Genomic DNA, 16,497 nt, shown 5'->3' with positions numbered 1-16,497 from the left:
ATGGAGCAGATGCGCGTCCTGGTTGTCGATGACCATCCACTGTTCCGGTACGGGTTGTGCGCGATGCTGTCGACCGTTCCGGAGATCGAGGTGGTCGGCGAGGCCGCGACGGGCACGGCCGCGGTGTCGCTGGCCGCGTCGCTGCAACCGGACGTGGTGGTGATGGACCTGAACATGCCCGACTTCAACGGGGTCGAGGCGACCAGGCGGATCACCCACACCAGCCCGCACATCGGCGTGCTGGTGCTGACCATGTTCGACGACGACCAGTCGGTGTTCGCGGCGATGCGCTCCGGCGCCCGCGGCTACCTGCTCAAAGGCGCGGGCGAGGACGAGATCGTCCGGGCGATCCGCGCGGTCGGCCAGGGCGAGGCGATCTTCGGCCCGGTGGTGGCCGCTCGGCTGCTCGGGTTCTTCGGCAGCACACCGGCCCAGCCGGTCGAGGCGTTCCCGGAGCTGACCTCGCGGGAGCGGGAGGTGCTGTCGCTGATCGCGCAGGGCGAGAGCAACCCGGCGATCGCCCGGCAGCTGGTGCTCAGCCCGAAGACGGTCCGCAACCACGTCTCCAACATCTTCAGCAAGCTGCACGTGGCCGACCGGGCCCAGGCGATCATGCGCGCTCGGGAAGCCGGGTTGTAGCCCGTTCAGGCAAAAACGGGACTCCCGGTCCCATGCGCCCGGGACATCCCCCCGGCCAATGTAGGCGCTGCGAACCAAGGCAGGGTCGATCTAGGGGGATCGAAGTGAGCACCTTGATGATGACCGAACGGCTCTCGCTGCTGCTGCACGCGACGGACGGCATCTCCCGCGCGGGTGTGGCCGCCGCGCTGGGTCCACGACAGGAAGTCCGGTTCGTCAGCGTCGACGAGGCGCGACCGGACGCGGTGGCCATGGTCGTCACCGACCGCACTGACGCCCGCAGCTCGCAGGTGCTGCGGGAACTGAGGTACCGGGGGTTCACCAAGCTGGTGCTGGTGGCCTCGGAGTTCGACGACGCCGAGTTGCTGACCGCCATCGAGATCGGGGTTTGCGGGGTACTCCGACGGGCGGAGGCGACACCGGAGGCGCTGCTGCGCCTGGTGACGGCGGCGGCGAGCGGGGAGAGCAACCTCCCGCCGGAGCTGCTCGGCAGGCTGATCCAACGCGTGTCCCGGCTGCACCGGCCGGGGTCCCGGCGGGGCGGGGCGATCACGGGGATGACGCCGAGGGAGACCGAGGTCCTTCGGATGGTGGCCGACGGGCTGGACACCCGGGAGATCTCCGAGCGGCTGAACTACTCGCAGCGGACGGTGAAGAGCATCCTGCACGACATCATCAGCCGTTTTCAGTTGCGCAACCGCCCGCACGCGGTGGCGTTCGCCTTGCGGGAGGGACTGATTTGATCACCGGCCGGCCCGGGGTCGGAGTCCCCGGGTGATCGTGGAAGTGGACGAGGCGCTCCGCGCGGCACTGCGGGAAAAGCTGCCGCGCGGGACTCTCGTGCGTTTCGACCCGCCGACCCCGAGCTGGCTGGCCGAACCCCGCCCGAGACCGACCGTGCACCTGTTCCTGTTCGAGATCCGCGCCGACGCCGAGCTCAGGTACCTGGTGACCGCGCGGTCTGAGGACATCGAGCGGGAGCACGAGTTGCTCGACCGGTCGCTGCACGTGCTGAAATCGCTGAAGGAACCGCTTGTGCGCCTTGCAGATCCGGGAGGCGGTCAGCTGTGGAGCGCGCTCGGCATGCCCGCGCGGGCCGCCTTCGTGATCGCGGTCAGCTCACCAGGCTAGTTCGCGGCACGGGGTGGCGCAGTCGACCGGCTCGACCTGCAACGTGGCGTGCTCGATGTGGTAGTTCTCGGTCAGCAACCGTTGTGCGGCAAGGAGAACCTCGGTGTGCTCCCGTCCGGGCTCGGTGATCAGGTGTGCCGACGCGACCTCCATCCCGGAGGTCAGCGTCCACACGTGCAGGTCGTGCACCTCGACCACACCGGTGAGGGTGAGCAGGTCCGCCTGCACCGAGGCCACGTCCACCCGCTCCGGCGCGTGCTGGAACAGGATGCGCAACGCGTTGCGGCCGAGCACGTACGCCCTCGGCAGGACGAACAGGCCGATCGCGACACCGATCAGCGGGTCCGCGTAGCGCCAGCCGAAGAACATCGTGACCAGGCCGCTGATCAGCACCCCGACCGAGCCGATCATGTCGGCCAGCACTTCGAGGTAGGCGCCGCGGACGTTGATGCTCTCCTTCGCCCCGGACCGGAGCAGGAAGAACGCGATCACGTTCGCGGCCAGGCCGATCAGCGCGACGATCGTGACCGGCAGCCCCGGCACCTCCGGCGGCGCGCCCAGGCGGTCGACCGCTTCGACCAGCACCCCGATCGCCACGCCGAAGAGCAGCAGGGTGTTCGCCAGCGCGGCCAGGACCTCCGCGCGGTACATGCCGAACGTCCGCCCTTTGTTGCTGCGCGCCTTGCGGGCCACCAGGATCGCGACCACGGCGAGGCTGATCCCCAGGACGTCGGTGAACACGTGCGCGGAGTCCGACAACAGGGCGAGCGATGACGTGCTCAGCCCCACCACAACCTGCATGACCAGCGTGAACGCTCCAAGAGCCACCGCCGCGTAGAGCCGGTTGAGGTGTTTGGCCGACGCGCTCTCAGGGTTGTTCGCCGCGATGCCGTGCCCATGTCCGTGTCCCATGGGACCTCCTCTCACCTCGAACATATAGCGAGATGCGCATATGAGCAATCGTGCCCTGGGCCACACCGAGGGTGCCCGCGCGAACCCGGTCGACGCATGCGCTAAGCTTCAGCAGTCGCTAACGCGATGGGCCCCCGTAGCTCAGGGGATAGAGCACCGCCCTCCGGAGGCGGGAGCGCAGGTTCGAATCCTGCCGGGGGCACCACACAGACCATCCCTTACCCGGGGATGGTTTTTTGTGTTCATGGCGCCTTCTTCCTTGTCGTTGCTGCTGACGGTGTCGGGGAGTGGGATCACGACTGCTTCGGCAGCAGTGCGGGCGACTGTTTCGATGGTCGTGCCTGTGAGGGTGACGCGGCATACCGCTGTGCGCGTCGTGTGGTCGTAGTGGATCTCCAGGCGCAGTGCCTCGAAGAGACGGCGGGACAGCTCGTCGGGGAGGTTCGCGAGGTCAACGGCGCTGACCGGCAGGTGGTCGAGCAAGGCTGGGTTGGGCGCGTGGTGGATCTGGTCTTCGAGTTGGTCAAGCTGACGTTGTAGGTCGTCGCGCTGGCTGCCGAGTTCGATTCGGCGTTCGTTGATGTCGCGGATCAGGGTTTGGTCGACGTCCTCGCTCTGTTCGAGCGCCTGGATCAGGCGCTTGCGTTTGGTCTCGATGTCGGTGATCGCTCGGCGGAGCGCTGCGGCCCGCTGAGCGCGCTCGTGGTGTGCGTGGTCGTTGAGGGTTCGGAGGTTGGCGGCGAGGAGGCTGCGGCGGTAGGGACCGAAGACGTGGTCGGCGAGGAATCCTGTGAGGTTGTCGAGGATGTGGTCCTCGCGGACGCGCAGGATCGTGGGGTGGCCTTGCGGCAGCCAGGATTTCTTCGGAGCGCACGCGTAGTAGCAGTGGCGTTTGGTGTTGCCGAACATGCGGCGTCCACACGAGGTGCAGAAGATGAAGCTGCGCAATCTGTAGACGTGTTTTGTGGCGGGCGCCTGGTTCTTGCCTGCTGCGGCGCGGGAGCGCTCGCGTCGGTCTGAAACCTGTTGAGCCAGAACGAATGTTTCCAGGTCGATCAAGGGCTCGTGGACGGGTTCGACGGACCACACCCACTCGCTGACCGGGTTGGCCCGGTTCTTGCCCTTTCCCTTGCGGGCCTTGCGGTTCCAGACCATGTGGCCGGTGTGTTTGGGGTTGGTCAGCATGTCCCGGACGCTGGAGGCGGTCCAGAATCCCACGGCCCGTTCAGGATCTACGGGGACGGGCGGCGGGTTGGTCACCAAGTCTTGGTTGAGGCGGTCGGCGATGGGCTGGTACCCGAGTCTTTCGACGACGCGCCAGCCGAACGCTTTCGTCACGACCGGACCCTCGATCGGATGGGCTTTGAGGCGGGTCTTCTTGAGCCCCTTGGCCCGTTTGGCGGGGACTGGGTGCGGGATCTGGAGGGCTACGTGCCCGTATGGGGGCTTACCGATGTTGTAGCCCTGCTCGGCGTGGACCTCGAAGCCGTCCCAGCTCTTTTCGAGCATTTCGATGACGTACCACTCGGCCACGCCCTGTTTGAGCCTTCTGGTCAAGACCTGGGTGGAGGTCTTAACTCGCCGTCCAGTCTCGGCAAGCTGAAACGGCTCGTCTGAAGCGATCAGCCGAACGCCGAGTTGATCGAGGCGATGTTCGATCTCGGAGGAGATGTAGCTGCGTCGTCCGATGCGCGAGATGTCCTCGCAGATCACGACGTCGAAGCGACGGTTGGGCGAGGCGGCTTCCTCCAGCAGTTCTTGGATGCCACCGTCACGCGGAACTGGGATTTGGAGCATCTCATGGGCGTTGCCGTCACCGCGGTCGAGCAAGTCCTTACGTCCGGACTCGATGTCGTAGAAGTGCGCGGTGATCACAGCGTTCTCCGGCAACACCGCAGAGCAGACCCGCACCTGTCTCGGAATTGAAAGCGTGGGGTCTTGCTGATCATGGGTCGACGTCCGTCCGGCGAAGGCGACCCGGATCACCGAGGACTCCGTAACGACGGTGGGACCGGCGAGCGGGTGCCCGCGGTCTACTCGACGAGGTCCTGCCCAGTCCTGGATTGCTTGCGGGCTACCCATTCTGCTACCTCCAGCAGCACCCGCAGCTGCTCCAGCTGTAGCTGCTCGGCTTCTGCGCTTGGCGCCGTTGTGATGTCGATACGTACTTCGATGTCGTCCTCGTCGCAGGAGCTACGTCCCGTCAATGGCGCCGGATGACGCTGCCAGGCTCCGCTGACCGTCGCTTCTGTGCGTGCACCTGAAGCGGGGTCTGATCGACTGCTTCCGGAACGTAGCGTCGATCGCCGCTCACTGGAGCTCCCCAACTTGGGGACGTCGACGCACTCGCTCATGCGGCACTTCGAATCTCGTTGGGCACCGATTGGGCGGGGCCGAGCTGCTGGAGAACGCGGGAACGCCAGCGCAGCGCATAGGTGAGGCAGTTCGCGCAGCTGCTGTGCCGGGTGGAACCGCATGTGGTGCGGCCCTCGCGGCGTGCGCTGTAGGACCAGGCCATCGAGTCAGCGGAGTGGAGAAGGTGGCCGTAGCGGCGCAGGCCGTTCGTCTTGACGCCGTAGCCATGTAGACGGGTGAGGCCCTTCTGGTGGAGTGCTTCGATGATGGTGTGCACGTCGGTGGTTGCTTGGCGGCGGCACACGCTGCCGACGCCGACGAGCCGTTCGGTGGCCAGGTCGATCCCAGCGCGCTCGTACATCTCGACGCACGCCAGGTAGTCGCGTTTGGTGTGGCCCTGGATCACGGGAATGAACGGCAGATCCGGCGCGCGGTCGCGGAGTTCGACGAAGTTGCGCACGGTGCGTCGTTGGTGCTCGGCGACGGTGAGGCCGGTCCCGGCGAACCGTTGGGTGCCAAGGCGTCCGCCGGTTCGGATGATCGGTTCGGCCATCCAGTCTTGCGGGGCTGCCCAGTCCAGCTGGCCGATCTCGTCGCGGTACCGGCGTACGCGGGCGATGTAGTCGCCCGCGGGGATGGTCCATCGGCCGTGTTGCTGGAGTTGGGTGAACCCGCCGCTGTCGAGTGCCCAGGGGGCGATCGCGCGGGGCAGGTTGCGGTAGTCGCGGAGGCGGGTGTCGGAGATGAACAGCGGTACTCCGGCGGTGCGCAGCCAGCCGGGTTGGTGGCAGCCCAGCAGGAATCGCGTTCTCATGCTGCCTCCGGCTGGGCGACGGGGCCGGAACGACAGGACCACGGTGAGCAGCCGTCTGGGTCCGCGTCCTCGGCGAGCGTGCTCGCCGAGGAGGGGGGCGCGGTCGGCGGATCGAGGTCGACCGCGTCGAGTGGTCGGCAGGAGCGGTGTAGGAAGTACTGCCCGCGCAAGGGTTGTCCGTGTTGGGTGGCGTGCGGGTAGCCGTGGCGGATGGCCTTGTCGAAGTCGACGGCCTCGGCCCAGCCGTCAGGGTCGTGGTCGCGTATCCAGCGCCATCCGGCGTTGCCGTGGAAGGGGCAGCCGACGCACGCGCTTTTCACGGTGTCGGCGAAGCCGTGCTCGGCCAGGTAGTCCTGGCAGCGGGCGCGGTCGAAGCCGAGGTCGAGCAACGGGAAGACGTTGCGGAGGTAGCGGACGTCGGCGTCTTTGGCGCGGCCGATCTCGTCGGTGCTGATCCCGATGGCCTGCTCGGCGAAAACCCCGGCCGGAACCCGGCGTGGGTGTGGATAGCCGAGCAGAAGCCGAGCCGCTTTCTTCAGTGGCGCGATCTTGTACTCGTTGGTGCACTGGCGTCGGGCCAGGCCGCGAGTGCCGTCGGGGTTGAGCACGTGCAGCGGCATGGAGACGAAGCGGTGCGCGGGGTCGAGGGCGTCGGTGCGGATGTTGCCGGAGCGCACGACGCGGATGGGGATCCCGGCGTCCTGCGCGTATGTGGCCAGCCGGGTGAGGTGGGTGTAGACGGCGCGAGGCTCCCAGCCGGTGTCGGCGAACAGCGCGTAGTCGAAGAGCGCGATCTCGCGGTGGCACGCGAGCAGCAGCACGGTGGTGCTCTGCACCCCGGCGCCCAGTGACAGCAGCCGCAGCGCCGGTTGCGACCGAGGCGGTGGGACGGTCATGCCGCCCTCCGCTCGTCGGCGCACTGGCTGGAGGCGCTGAGGCGGGCGAGGTCGGCGAGCATCGCTTGGATGGCGGCGGTCGCCTGCTGCGGGACGACTCCGTTGCCGAGCGCGCGCAACTGCGCCGCGCGGGACAGCGCGAGCGCGGGGTCGGTGACCCATCCCGCTGGGAGGCCCATGAGCCATTCGACGAAGGCGGGGTTCAGGCGTTGTCGGCCGCGGGTGTTCGGCGCGAGCGGGTACGGCGCGGGGCGGTCGAGTCGCGTTTCCCATCGTCGGATGGCGGGGGTGTAGGCGCCCCAGTCCGTGCCGCTGTCCATGTCCGGGGCGCGGTCGCCCAGTTCTCCACTTCCTGTGGCGTGGTCCCGAGGACGATCTCCACCGCTTGTTCCAGTCCCGGGCCGGAGCGTTGGGTGAGGATCGCGGTGCGGCTGTTGCGGTTCGGGCCCGCGCACGGGGTGGGCAGGAGCCGGATCACCGCCGAGGACAGCATGAGGTCGCCGGAGCTGCCGTGCTGACGCGGCGAGCCCTTCGTGCCCTCGGTCGCCCGTGGCGTCGGAAACAGCGGCGGCGTCGAACCCGAAGGCTCCGTGGTCGGGATGGCGGGCAGCAGCCGGACCGCGATCCCCAGGGGCACGCCCGCCCCGTTGCCGTTGATTCCGCGCTGCTTGTGGTGAGCCTGGCGCCGCAGCCAGTGGGCCACGTCCTCGCCGTCGTTGGGGTTGCTGGAGGTCGGAGTCGGCAGCAGCACGTCCGGCAGGTTCAGCTGATGTCCTCCAGCGCGGAGCTTCGACGGGTCGGTCGGCGAGCGGTAGTCCCGTGCCTGGGGTGTCGGCAGCAATCGGATCACCGCGTCGGGTAGCCGCCCGACGATCCAGCGCGTCGCGGGCCAATCGAGGGAGCTCGGGTTGGACCAGTCCCGTGCCCTCGGTGTCGGCGACAGGCCGCAGGGTGGTTCCGGCGGGGTAGGCGAGAAGGAAGACGCGTTCGCGGCGGTGTGGTGCGCCGACATCGGACGCTCGAAGGCTGTGCCAGTGCGTGTCATACCCGATGGCGGCCAGGTCCGCGAGTACGACGTCCAGACCACCTGACCGCCAGCGCAGCGCCGCGACGTTCTCCACAACGACGAGCGCGGGTCGAAGGACGCGAACGCCGTCGACGACGTTTCTCCAGATGCCACTGCGCTGTCCTTTCCGGATGCCCGCGCCACGGCCGGCGGAGCTGATGTCCTGACAGGGGAAACCGGCGGTGAGCACCGTGACCGGCTCGACCGTGCTCCAGTCGATCGCGGTGATGTCGCCGTGGTTCGGGACACCGGGCAGGCGGGCGTTGAGAACACGGCGCACATGCGGGTCGTTCTCCGCACACCAGGCGATGCGTCCGCCGCCGAGCGCGGCGAGCACTCCGAGGTCGAGTCCGCCGTAGCCCGTGCACAGCGATCCGACCACCACCTCCCGGGCGCGGGCGTTCATGCCGCCCTCCCCGTGCGCGGACCGGTCAGCGGTGCTCGCGCGCCGAGGAAGGACGGCGGCGGCGCGGCGAGGACGTGGGCGAGGTCCTCGGGGGCACGGAAGACGAGCAGTTCCCAGTGCTGGGCGGCACGGTCGGCGAGGGTGCCCACGGTGGGGCTGGGGTGGTCGAGCAGTCGGGCGCCGCGGGTGCGTCCGGTGAGGGCGATGTAGTGGCGCACCAGCGCGAGTCCGGCGCGCGTCGCCGTGCCCAGGACGCGGGCGCGTACTTCTCGCGGACCGTTGTCGGCGTGGCGTCGCGGGCGCAGCGCGACCGCGACGTGAGCGCCGGCTCCAAGCAGCGGCCGGCTCGCGTGGATCGCGTCGCCGAGGTCGGCGATGGCCTGTTTCGTGTCGGCGGGCTCGGTGTGGCGCAGGGCGGTGAGGACGAGGTCGACGCGGCCGAGCAGACCGGCCGCGTGCGGTGTGGCCAGCAAGCTGGGGTGACCGTCGAGTACGCAGGCGTCGGGCCACGCGCCGCCGCGCCGTGCGGCGGTGACGTTGGCGCGCGCCAACGTCCACCACCGAGGGTTCGGGGTGAGGCCGACGGTGTGCCGTCCGGCGCGCACGGCTTCCACGAGCACGGTGCCCGCGCCGCAGGCCGGATCGAGCACGAGGTCCCCGGTCGCGGTCAGCGTGGTGATGGCGCGCGCGGCCAGCGCGGGCGGAACGCGGTCGAGGTCGGCGGCGGTGCCGGGGTGGTAGCCGCGGCGGCGGAGCTGGGTCAGGGGCGCGTACTCGCCGGTGGCCCAGACGCTGCGGCTGTACCAGGACGCGACGGTGCGACGGGCCTCAGGCATCGGAGGTCTCCCGCCGCGACCGCGCCGAGCCTCCGGCGGGCAGACGGAAGGTGAGCAGGTCGGAGAAACCCGCCGTTGTGCCGTCCGGAGCAGGCGGGAGCGGCTGGTGTGGCAGGACGATGTGGTCCAGCCACACCAACCCGCAGTGGCGCGCGGCACGCACCACCGGGCCGGTCGCGTCCCGCAGCACACCATCGCGGTGGTCACCGTGGGTGATGACGGCGAGCGTGCTGTGTGGGGAGAGCAGCGCCCGCCAACCACCGATGTCCAGTCGTGGCAGAACCGTGGGGTCGACGACAGCGATGATCAGCTCGGCGCGGTCGCGACCCGGCCGTCGCGGTGACCGCGAACTGACGCGGTCATTGGAGACCTGGTCCGGCTCGGACTCGTCGCGACCGGGGGCCTGGACCGACCGCAGACCCGGACCACGCAGGTCCAGGACGAACTCGGCGAACGGCGCGGCGTCCGATCTGGCGAAGTCGGACTCGGTCGCGTCCGGACTCGTCGTGAGGACTCGGACTCGGCGGCCGAGCCGCAGGACGGTCCAGGCGTGGTCGAGCAGTCCGAGTCCGTCCACCCGGTCGCCTCGGTTCGCGCGCGGCGCGGGTCCGGACTGTTCGCGGGACGCAAGCTGGAGGAGACGGACGTGGTCGCCGGGGCGGGTGTAGGTAGTGACGGTGCGGGCGATCGCGGTCGCCATCCACACCTCGTCCGTTCCGGTCGATGCGGTGGTCAGCCACACGGTCTCGACGGGTCGCGGTGTGTTCGCGGGGCGGCGGGGACGGAGTCGGCGGCGGCCGTGGGGCCGACCGGGAACGCGGAGTGCGCGGCGGTCATACGGCTCGGAACGGCCAGGGGCGGCGGGAGGCGGTGCGTTCATCTCGAATCGCTCCTGCGGCAACGGGGGACGAACGGTCACCCCTGAACTCCGCGCCAACGCCGCTTATTGGACATCGCGGCCCCAGTAACATCTCGCTCAGCCTCATCAAGAACTGGAAGCCCGAGTTCCGGGAGCGCGTGCAACGACGGAAGCCGTGGGCTCGGGCCATGCCTCGCGCCGAGTGCGCTGAACTTCGGCAAGATTTTTTCTGCGATCTCGGCAAAAGACGCTCGCCCGACTGCGGAGCTACTAGAGACCTACAGTTTCAGCACGTCGATCGGGCTTTGTCAGAGTTCGAGCGCCGGGGTCTCCGCCGCTACTAAGACGCGCCGTCGGGTGCCTCGTAGTCGATCCCTAGTACGTTTCTAGATGGCGCGTGTGTGTTTCGTAGTAGCGAGTTCTGCTCACTGGTGTCACTGGTTTTCGCGACTCCTGTGAGGAGCTTTCGGTGTCTACTCGTTTTTTGTCTCGGTCCCGGTCGTCGGGCTCGGGTAATGCGCTGGATATCGCGCGGTCGGCATTCGCAGTGCTGGTGTCGGGGCCGGAGCCGTTGTCGTTGTTCGGCGGTGATGTGCCGGGGTTGCCGGTGCGGGAGCTGCCGCTGGATGAGGTCCGCGACTTGCTGTTGGCGCGGCGCTGTCCGCAGGCGGTGCGAGACGCGGTGTGGGCCGAGCTGGTTCACCGGTCGCGTTCGCGGGGTGCGGCGTGGACGGTCGGAGCGGTCGGTGTCGCGTTGCCCGCGTTGCTGGCGGTCGCCGCTCGTCTGACGGTCCGCTTCGCCGGTGACCCGAGCGATATCTACGCCGAAGTCCTGGGCGGTTTCCTGGCCGCGCTCGGCGCGGTGGACGTGACCGTGCCGCGGATCATGACCCGGTTGCGGTGGGCGGCGTTCCGGGCCGGGCATGACGCGCTCACCGACGCCCTGTCCGGTCCGACTCCGATCGCCCCACTCGGCTTCGGATCCGTGGCCCCGCGGACTCCGTGGGGGCATCCGGACGTCGTGCTCGCCCGCGCGGTCCGGGACGGGGTCGTGACCGAGGACGAGGCGGCGTTGATCGGCGCGACCCGATTGGAGGCGGTCTCAGTCGCCGACTGGGCGCGCGCCCACGAGGTCGGCGAGTGGTCGGTCTACAAGGCGCGACGGCGCGCCGAGCACCGCCTGGTCACCTACCTGCGCGAGCAGACCGCCAGCGCCGAGACCGATGACCCGGTCGCCGCCGAAGCCGTCCGCAACCTCCCCGGACCATCACGTGCGGTAACCGACGCGCGATCACGGAGGCGGGTGTCCAAAACCGGGGCCGCAGAGGGAGTTCAGAAGCGCGGGAGCACCCCGCCCACCGCGTCCTCGGAGGTACCGCGATGTGCCTGAACACCCACCCCACCCCGATGCCCACCGCGTCGTCGAGCGCCTGCTCGTCGACGCCCGCTGCCCCACGGCGCGCGGTGATTGCTCGGAGGTCTCGACTGCTCGGCCGAGTGTGCTGGATCGGCTCGTTCACGGTGCTGGCCACTGTGGTTGGCGGGGCGGTCGCCAGCGCGGAGGCGGTCGCGGTGCTGGCGCAGCCGGGCTCGCTGGACCAGGTGCTGACCAACATCCGCAACTATCTGATGGGCATCCTCACCGTGCTGGCGACGCTGTGTGTCACGATCGCCGCGATCCGCTACGGCACCGCCAACGGCAACGTCGCCGAGATCGACAAGGCCAAGCTCGCGCTGAGGTCCGCAGGCTTCGGCTACGGGCTGGCGGTGCTGGCGCCGTTGCTGGTGTCGATCCTCAAGCAGATTTTCGGAGCCTGAGGTGGACACCGACACCACCACGACTCCGGCCGCCGCGTCCGGGGCGGGGCGGTGGTGGCGGGTGGTGCCGGTGCTGGTGCTGTCCGGGCTGCTGGTGTGCCTGGCGGTCGTCGCGCTCGCCCAACCCCGTCCGCCGGCGGGTGACTGCTCCGGACCGGGTCCGCACCCGGTTCCGTGCGCGCCGACCCCGCCGCCGGGGCCGCAGGTCATCTGCCCGACCGGACCGGTCTCCGGTGGTCGGCTGGTGTGCCGCACGGTGCCGAACTCGACGGGCACGCCCGCCACGCCACCCGCATCAACCCCGTCCTCCGCTCCGTCTCCTTCGGCTGCGCCGTCGGTGAGTTCTTCGCCGAGACCGTCCTCGCCGCCGCCGGTCATGCCGACCACCACGACACCGTCCACGGGCGGCGGCCTCGGCTGGTTGGCCAGCGCGGTCACCGACGCCATCACGGGAGCGATCAGCGGACTGCTCAGCGGGATCATCACCGCCACGCTCGCCCCGCTGCTGAAGCTGCTCGCCGCCACGTTGCTGACGACGCCGCCGTTGGCCGACCTACCCCGGATGGTCGAGCTGTGGCTGGGCAGCCGCGCCATCGCCGTCGGCGTTTACGCGCTGCTGGTGCTCGCGGGCGGGCTGATCGTGCTGTCCCGAGAGAGCTTGCACACCCGTTACGGCTTCGCTGACATCGCGCCGCGCCTGGTGTGGGGCTTCGCCGCGGCGATGCTGTCGCGGCTGGTGATCGGCAAGGTCATCGAGCTGGCCAACGCCTTGAGCTGGGCCGCGCTCGGCGTGTCCTCGGTGGATGCGTCCACGGCGTTGTCCCAGTTGGTCACCGGGGCGTTGAGCAACCCCGGGAGCTTGTTGTTCCTGCCGGTGATCGCGGTGGTCATCGTCGTGATGCTCGTGATCGTCCTGCTCACCTTCATCGTCCGCGTCGCGCTCACCGTGATCCTGGTGGCCGCCGCGCCGGTGATGCTGGCCTGCCACGCCCTGCCGCAGAGCGAGGGCATCGCCAAGTGGTGGTGGAGGGCGTTCACTGGGCTGCTCGCCGTGCAGGTCGCCCAGTCGCTGGCGCTGGCGTGCACGATGCGGATCTTCATCACCCCCGGCGGGCTGTCGCTGTTCGGGGTCGTCGACGGCCTGGTGAACCTGCTCGTCGTCGTCGCGCTGCTCTACATCTTGATCAAGATCCCGTTCTGGGTGCTCGCGTCGCTGCGCGGACAGCAGCGTTCGTTTGTCGGCGGGCTGGCGCGCGCCTACGTCGCCGGGCGCGCCTTCGGCGTGCTCGGCGGGCGCACCCGACCACGCCGGGCTCGCCCGCCGAAGCCGCCCGGCGGCGGAGGCGTAGGCGTGCCGTGGCCCGCGCCGTTGTCGCAGTGGGGCGGGCTCGGCGGCATCTACTCCCCGCAGGCCACCGCGCACCGCCTGCGCAACCAAGTACCCCACGTTTCCGGAGCGGCGCACGGGTTGAACGCGGCGCTGTTCCAGCAGCCCGGGAAGCCAACCCACTTCCGCCCCACTGGCCCGTTCGGGAGTACCGCGATGCCCCCCTTCAGCTCGACCCGCGCCCCAGGCGCGTGGACACCGCAGCTTCGTGCCTGGGCCTCCCCGCCGCGCTTCCAGGAAGCGCAAGCCGCTTCCTCTGGTCCGACGATGCGGACCGCCACGGTGCCGCCGCATCTGCGATTCCAAGCCGCCACCCCCGAACACGAGACCCCGCCGCCGACACGCGCGACCGGTAGCGCCGCGCCACCGGTATTCGACACCGGTACCCCGGTGCGGCCGACCACGCGCGCCCGGGTGGAGCGACCGTCGCCACCGGCGTTTCACACCGGTCGCCCGGAAGGGGGAGGTGGACGGTGACTGGGCCGGTGCGAATTCCCTCCGATATCGACCGCGAGGACCAGCTGCTCGGGCCGCTGACCGCACGCCAGCTGACGATCCTCGGCGTCACCGCCCTGCTGCTCTACGGCGTGTGGACGTTCGTCGAGCACGTCGTGCCGGTGTGGGTGTTCCTGGCGGTGGCCGCGCCGATCGTCGTCGCGGTCGCGACGCTGGTGTTGGTGCGCCGCGACGGCGTCCCACTGGAGCGGCTGGCGCTGGCCGCGCTCACCCACGCCCGGCAGCCCCGGGAGCAGGTCGCCGCCGACCAGGTCCTGGCCCCACCGGAGTGGGCCACGCGCGCCGCGACCGACACGCACGGGCGTCCGTGGTCGCACAGCGCGGTGCCCGCGCCGCTCGGCCTGCCCGCCACCGGCGTCGGTGAGACCGGGCTCATCGACCTCGGAGCCGATGGGGTCGCGGTGGTCGCGGTCTGCTCGACGGTGAACTTCGCGCTGCGCACACCGGGCGAGCAGGCCGCTCTGGTCGGGGTGTTCGCCCGACTGCTTCACTCGCTGACCGCACCGGTGCAGCTGCTGATCCGCGCCGCCCGGATCGAACTCGGCGGACAGATCGCCGAACTCCGCGCCGCCGCACCCGGCCTGCCGCCCGCCCTGGAGGCGGCGTGCGTCGAGCACGCGGACTACCTCGACCAGCTCTCCCGCTCGACCGTGCTGCTGCGCCGCCAGGTGCTGCTCGTCCTGCGCGAACCCCTGCACCCGCACGGCATCAGTCCGCGCTCGGCACCGCAGGGCGACGGGGACGCCGTGGTGCGGGCGGCGGAAACGCGGGTCGCGCGGCGACTGGCCGAGGCCGCCGACGTCCTCGCCCCCGCCGGAATCACCGTCACACCCTTGGCCAGCGGGCAGGCGCGCGCGGTGCTGACCGCAGCGTGCAACCCGGAATCCGCCCTCCCCACCGACACCGCCGCCCTGCTGGCGCGGCCGGAGGAGGTCATCACCACCACCGACCCCGAGGACACAGCATGACTCCGCGCGCCCTCGCTCGTCTCCTCCGCCGACACCACGCCACCGAGCACACCGGGCAGCCGGGCGGGTTCGTCCCCGACTCGATCCGCATCGGCTCCCGGCACCTGGAGGTCGGCGGCGACCACAGCGCCTCCTTCGCGGTCATCGGCTACCCGCGCGAGGTCACCGCGGGCTGGCTGCAACCGCTGCTCGCCCACCCCGGGCGGGTGGACGTCTCGCTGCACATCAGCCCGGTCGATCCGTCCATCGCCGCCGGACGATTGCGCAAACAGCTGGCGCGCCTGGAGTCCGGGCGCCGCTCCACCTACGAGTCCGGCAAGCTCGCCGACCCTCAGGCCGAAGCCGCCGCCGAGGACGCGGCCGATCTCGCGCACCGGCTCGCCCGCTGCACCGACAAGCTGTTCACCGTCGGCCTCTACATCACCGTGCACGCCACCAGCGAGACCGCGCTCGCCGACGAAGTCAGCGCGCTGCGCTCCCTCGCCGCGAGCGTGCTGCTGGACGCCCGCCCGTGCAGTTTCCGGGCGTTGCAGGGCTGGATCACCACCCTGCCGCTCGGCCTGGACCAGATCGCGATGACGCGGACCTTCGACACCAGCGCGCTCGCCGCGGCGTTCCCGTTCACCTCACCCGATCTGCCCGCACCCGACCCCGCCTCCGCCGGAGTCCCGAACGGGTCGCTGGTCGGGTTCAACCTCGGCTCCCAGGGCCTGGTCCACCACGACGTATTCGCCTGCGACAACTACAACACCGTCATCCTCGGCCGCTCCGGCGCGGGTAAGTCCTACTGGGTCAAGACCGCGGTGCTGCGGGCCCAGTACCGAGGCATCCACGCGGTCATCGTCGACCCCGAGGACGAGTACGGGCGCATGGCGCGCGCGGTCGGCGGCACCGTCCTGGACATCGGCGCACCCGGCATCCGGTTCAACCCCTTCGACCTCCCGGTGCACGTCGGACTCGACGGACGCCGCAGCGCCCCGCGCGACGCCCTCACCCGTCAAACCCTGTTCCTCCAGACCGCGATCGCGGTCATGTGCGACGGCACGTTGACCGCGCACGAGAACGCCGTTCTCGACACCGCGATCACCACCACCTACGCCCACGCCGGGATCACCAGCGACCCGCGCACCTGGACCCGGCCCGCACCGCTGCTGCGCGACCTCGCCGAGGTACTCCGCACCGACGGCGGCGCGGTCGCCGCCGATCTCGTCGCGCGGCTGCATCCCTACACCCATGGCTCGGCCAGCGAACTGTTCGCCGGGCCCACCACCGCCCGCACGGACGGGCACCTCGTGGTGTTCTCACTCCGACAGCTCCCGGATGAGTTGAAGAGCGTCGGCACGTTGTTGGTGCTCAACGACATCTGGCGCACCATCGCCAACCCGGCGCTGCGGCGCCGCCGTCTGGTCGTGGTCGACGAGGCGTGGTTGCTCATGCGCCTGCCGGAGGGCGCGCGGTTCCTGTTCCGCATGGCCAAGACGTTTCGCAAGTACTGGGCGGGCCTGACGTTGGCCAGTCAGGACACCGCCGACGTCCTCGGCTCCGAACTCGGCCGCGCGGTCATCGCCAACTCCGCCACCCAGATCCTGCTCCGCCAAGCAACCCAAGCCATCGCCGAGGTCACCGACACCTTCTCCCTATCGGAAGGGGAGAAGCAGTTCCTGCTCACCGCCGACCGCGGCCAAGGGTTGATGTCGGTGGGCGCGCACCGGGTCGCCGTGCAGGTCATCGCCTCGCCCACCGAGCACGAGCTGATCACCACCGACCCCGCCGAACTCGCCCACCTCACCACCGGCGCGCCCGGACAGCTCGACCTCGACGACGAGCCCGCGCCGCAGGACGAGGACGCCGTGGTCGACCTCGACCCCGCCTGACACCCCGCATTCGCGTGAAG

General features: G+C 70.0%; 17 protein-coding genes, 1 tRNA gene and 2 pseudogenes. 11 read left to right on the top strand and 9 right to left on the bottom strand.

Features of this window, described 5'->3' with window-relative positions:
- The 3 genes from NLX83_RS15845 to NLX83_RS15835 all read left to right on the top strand — a co-directional run bounded on the left by NLX83_RS15845 (position 1) and on the right by NLX83_RS15835 (position 1,770).
- Entirely contained in the window at positions 1–639 is a 639-nt protein-coding gene (locus tag NLX83_RS15845; protein WP_254235604.1) for a response regulator, read from the top strand.
- Between the two features lie 113 nt (positions 640–752).
- A complete protein-coding gene (locus tag NLX83_RS15840) occupies positions 753–1,382 on the top strand; it encodes a response regulator transcription factor (RefSeq protein ID WP_374118764.1) in 630 nt (209 codons plus the stop codon).
- Between the two features lie 31 nt (positions 1,383–1,413).
- On the top strand, positions 1,414–1,770 hold the full coding sequence (locus NLX83_RS15835; protein WP_254235603.1) for a Pvc16 family protein: 357 nt from the start codon (positions 1,414–1,416) through the stop codon (positions 1,768–1,770).
- Here NLX83_RS15835 and NLX83_RS15830 read toward each other — a convergent pair.
- Entirely contained in the window at positions 1,759–2,682 is a 924-nt protein-coding gene (locus tag NLX83_RS15830; RefSeq protein ID WP_254235602.1) for a cation diffusion facilitator family transporter, read from the bottom strand. The two genes, NLX83_RS15835 and NLX83_RS15830, sit on opposite strands and share 12 nt — an antisense overlap.
- Before the next feature lie 130 nt (positions 2,683–2,812).
- Between NLX83_RS15830 and NLX83_RS15825 the strand changes: the two genes are divergently transcribed.
- The 3 genes from NLX83_RS15825 (at position 2,813) to NLX83_RS15815 (ending at position 3,702) form a co-directional block, all read left to right on the top strand.
- Positions 2,813–2,887 (top strand) — tRNA-Arg (locus tag NLX83_RS15825).
- Positions 2,888–3,069: 182 nt separating this feature from the next.
- A complete protein-coding gene (locus NLX83_RS15820; protein ID WP_254235601.1) occupies positions 3,070–3,222 on the top strand; it encodes a hypothetical protein in 153 nt (50 codons plus the stop codon).
- 57 nt (positions 3,223–3,279) lie between these two features.
- Complete coding sequence (locus tag NLX83_RS15815; protein ID WP_254235600.1) at positions 3,280–3,702, top strand: hypothetical protein; 423 nt, start codon at positions 3,280–3,282, stop codon at positions 3,700–3,702.
- A gap of 51 nt (positions 3,703–3,753) precedes the next feature.
- On the opposite strand, the pseudogene NLX83_RS42260 reads toward NLX83_RS15815, so the two are convergent.
- From NLX83_RS42260 to NLX83_RS15775, 8 genes and pseudogenes are all read right to left on the bottom strand, one after another.
- Positions 3,754–4,764, bottom strand: a pseudogene (locus NLX83_RS42260) (recombinase family protein); the annotation flags it as partial.
- Positions 4,765–5,032: 268 nt separating this feature from the next.
- Positions 5,033–5,851, bottom strand: coding sequence for a deazapurine DNA modification protein DpdA family protein (locus NLX83_RS15805; protein WP_254235598.1), 819 nt, complete (start codon positions 5,849–5,851; stop codon positions 5,033–5,035).
- The gene (locus NLX83_RS15800; RefSeq protein WP_254235597.1) at positions 5,848–6,747 is read right to left on the bottom strand and encodes a hypothetical protein; all 900 of its coding nucleotides are present in this window, start codon (positions 6,745–6,747) and stop codon (positions 5,848–5,850) included. Before NLX83_RS15800 ends, NLX83_RS15805 begins: the two co-directional genes overlap by 4 nt.
- A complete protein-coding gene (locus NLX83_RS15795; RefSeq protein ID WP_254236260.1) occupies positions 6,744–6,926 on the bottom strand; it encodes a hypothetical protein in 183 nt (60 codons plus the stop codon). Before NLX83_RS15795 ends, NLX83_RS15800 begins: the two co-directional genes overlap by 4 nt.
- Before the next feature lie 23 nt (positions 6,927–6,949).
- The gene (locus NLX83_RS15790; protein WP_254236259.1) at positions 6,950–7,759 is read right to left on the bottom strand and encodes a hypothetical protein; all 810 of its coding nucleotides are present in this window, start codon (positions 7,757–7,759) and stop codon (positions 6,950–6,952) included.
- A pseudogene (locus NLX83_RS15785) lies at positions 7,755–8,219 on the bottom strand (DNA cytosine methyltransferase); the annotation flags it as partial. The gene NLX83_RS15790 and the pseudogene NLX83_RS15785, both read right to left, overlap by 5 nt.
- Complete coding sequence (locus NLX83_RS15780) at positions 8,216–9,055, bottom strand: DNA methyltransferase (protein WP_254235596.1); 840 nt, start codon at positions 9,053–9,055, stop codon at positions 8,216–8,218. The gene NLX83_RS15780 and the pseudogene NLX83_RS15785, both read right to left, overlap by 4 nt.
- Entirely contained in the window at positions 9,048–9,755 is a 708-nt protein-coding gene (locus NLX83_RS15775) for a hypothetical protein (protein ID WP_254235595.1), read from the bottom strand. Before NLX83_RS15775 ends, NLX83_RS15780 begins: the two co-directional genes overlap by 8 nt.
- A gap of 712 nt (positions 9,756–10,467) precedes the next feature.
- Between NLX83_RS15775 and NLX83_RS15770 the strand changes: the two genes are divergently transcribed.
- From NLX83_RS15770 to NLX83_RS15750, 5 genes are read left to right on the top strand one after another with little or no spacing between them, the layout of a single operon-like run.
- Positions 10,468–11,304: a hypothetical protein gene (locus NLX83_RS15770; protein ID WP_254235594.1), complete on the top strand. Its 837-nt coding sequence runs from the start codon at positions 10,468–10,470 to the stop codon at positions 11,302–11,304.
- The gene (locus NLX83_RS15765) at positions 11,295–11,732 is read left to right on the top strand and encodes a pilin (RefSeq protein WP_254235593.1); all 438 of its coding nucleotides are present in this window, start codon (positions 11,295–11,297) and stop codon (positions 11,730–11,732) included. The genes NLX83_RS15770 and NLX83_RS15765 overlap by 10 nt, the downstream gene beginning before the upstream one ends.
- A gap of 1 nt (position 11,733) precedes the next feature.
- Positions 11,734–13,596, top strand: a complete 1,863-nt coding sequence (locus NLX83_RS15760; protein WP_254235592.1) for a hypothetical protein — start codon at positions 11,734–11,736, stop codon at positions 13,594–13,596.
- Positions 13,593–14,603 carry a PrgI family protein gene (locus NLX83_RS15755; RefSeq protein ID WP_254235591.1) on the top strand — a complete coding sequence of 337 codons (1,011 nt, stop codon included), beginning with the start codon at positions 13,593–13,595 and terminating at the stop codon, positions 14,601–14,603. The genes NLX83_RS15760 and NLX83_RS15755 overlap by 4 nt, the downstream gene beginning before the upstream one ends.
- The gene (locus NLX83_RS15750) at positions 14,600–16,477 is read left to right on the top strand and encodes a VirB4 family type IV secretion system protein (protein WP_254235590.1); all 1,878 of its coding nucleotides are present in this window, start codon (positions 14,600–14,602) and stop codon (positions 16,475–16,477) included. The genes NLX83_RS15755 and NLX83_RS15750 overlap by 4 nt, the downstream gene beginning before the upstream one ends.
- Positions 16,478–16,497 lie beyond the last annotated feature (20 nt).

The sequence above is a fragment of the Allokutzneria sp. A3M-2-11 16 genome, assembly GCF_024213555.1.
Classification (GTDB): Bacteria; Actinomycetota; Actinomycetes; order Mycobacteriales; family Pseudonocardiaceae; genus Allokutzneria.
Note: the sequence above shows the minus strand (reverse complement) of the source record. Positions and strands in the feature narration are given on the sequence as shown.

Bases quoted from the DNA above. Each gene is read 5' to 3' on its own strand.
- NLX83_RS15845 (WP_254235604.1), top strand. From the start codon at position 1: ATGGAGCAGATGCGCGTCCTGGTTGTCGATGACCATCCACTGTTCCGG.
- NLX83_RS15830 (WP_254235602.1), bottom strand. From the start codon at position 2,682: ATGGGACACGGACATGGGCACGGCATCGCGGCGAACAACCCTGAGAGC.
- NLX83_RS15805 (WP_254235598.1), bottom strand. From the start codon at position 5,851: ATGAGAACGCGATTCCTGCTGGGCTGCCACCAACCCGGCTGGCTGCGC.
- NLX83_RS15800 (WP_254235597.1), bottom strand. From the start codon at position 6,747: ATGACCGTCCCACCGCCTCGGTCGCAACCGGCGCTGCGGCTGCTGTCA.
- NLX83_RS15795 (WP_254236260.1), bottom strand. From the start codon at position 6,926: ATGGGCCTCCCAGCGGGATGGGTCACCGACCCCGCGCTCGCGCTGTCC.
- NLX83_RS15790 (WP_254236259.1), bottom strand. From the start codon at position 7,759: ATGTCGGCGCACCACACCGCCGCGAACGCGTCTTCCTTCTCGCCTACC.
- NLX83_RS15780 (WP_254235596.1), bottom strand. From the start codon at position 9,055: ATGCCTGAGGCCCGTCGCACCGTCGCGTCCTGGTACAGCCGCAGCGTC.
- NLX83_RS15775 (WP_254235595.1), bottom strand. From the start codon at position 9,755: ATGGCGACCGCGATCGCCCGCACCGTCACTACCTACACCCGCCCCGGC.
- NLX83_RS15765 (WP_254235593.1), top strand. From the start codon at position 11,295: ATGTGCCTGAACACCCACCCCACCCCGATGCCCACCGCGTCGTCGAGC.
- NLX83_RS15750 (WP_254235590.1), top strand. From the start codon at position 14,600: ATGACTCCGCGCGCCCTCGCTCGTCTCCTCCGCCGACACCACGCCACC.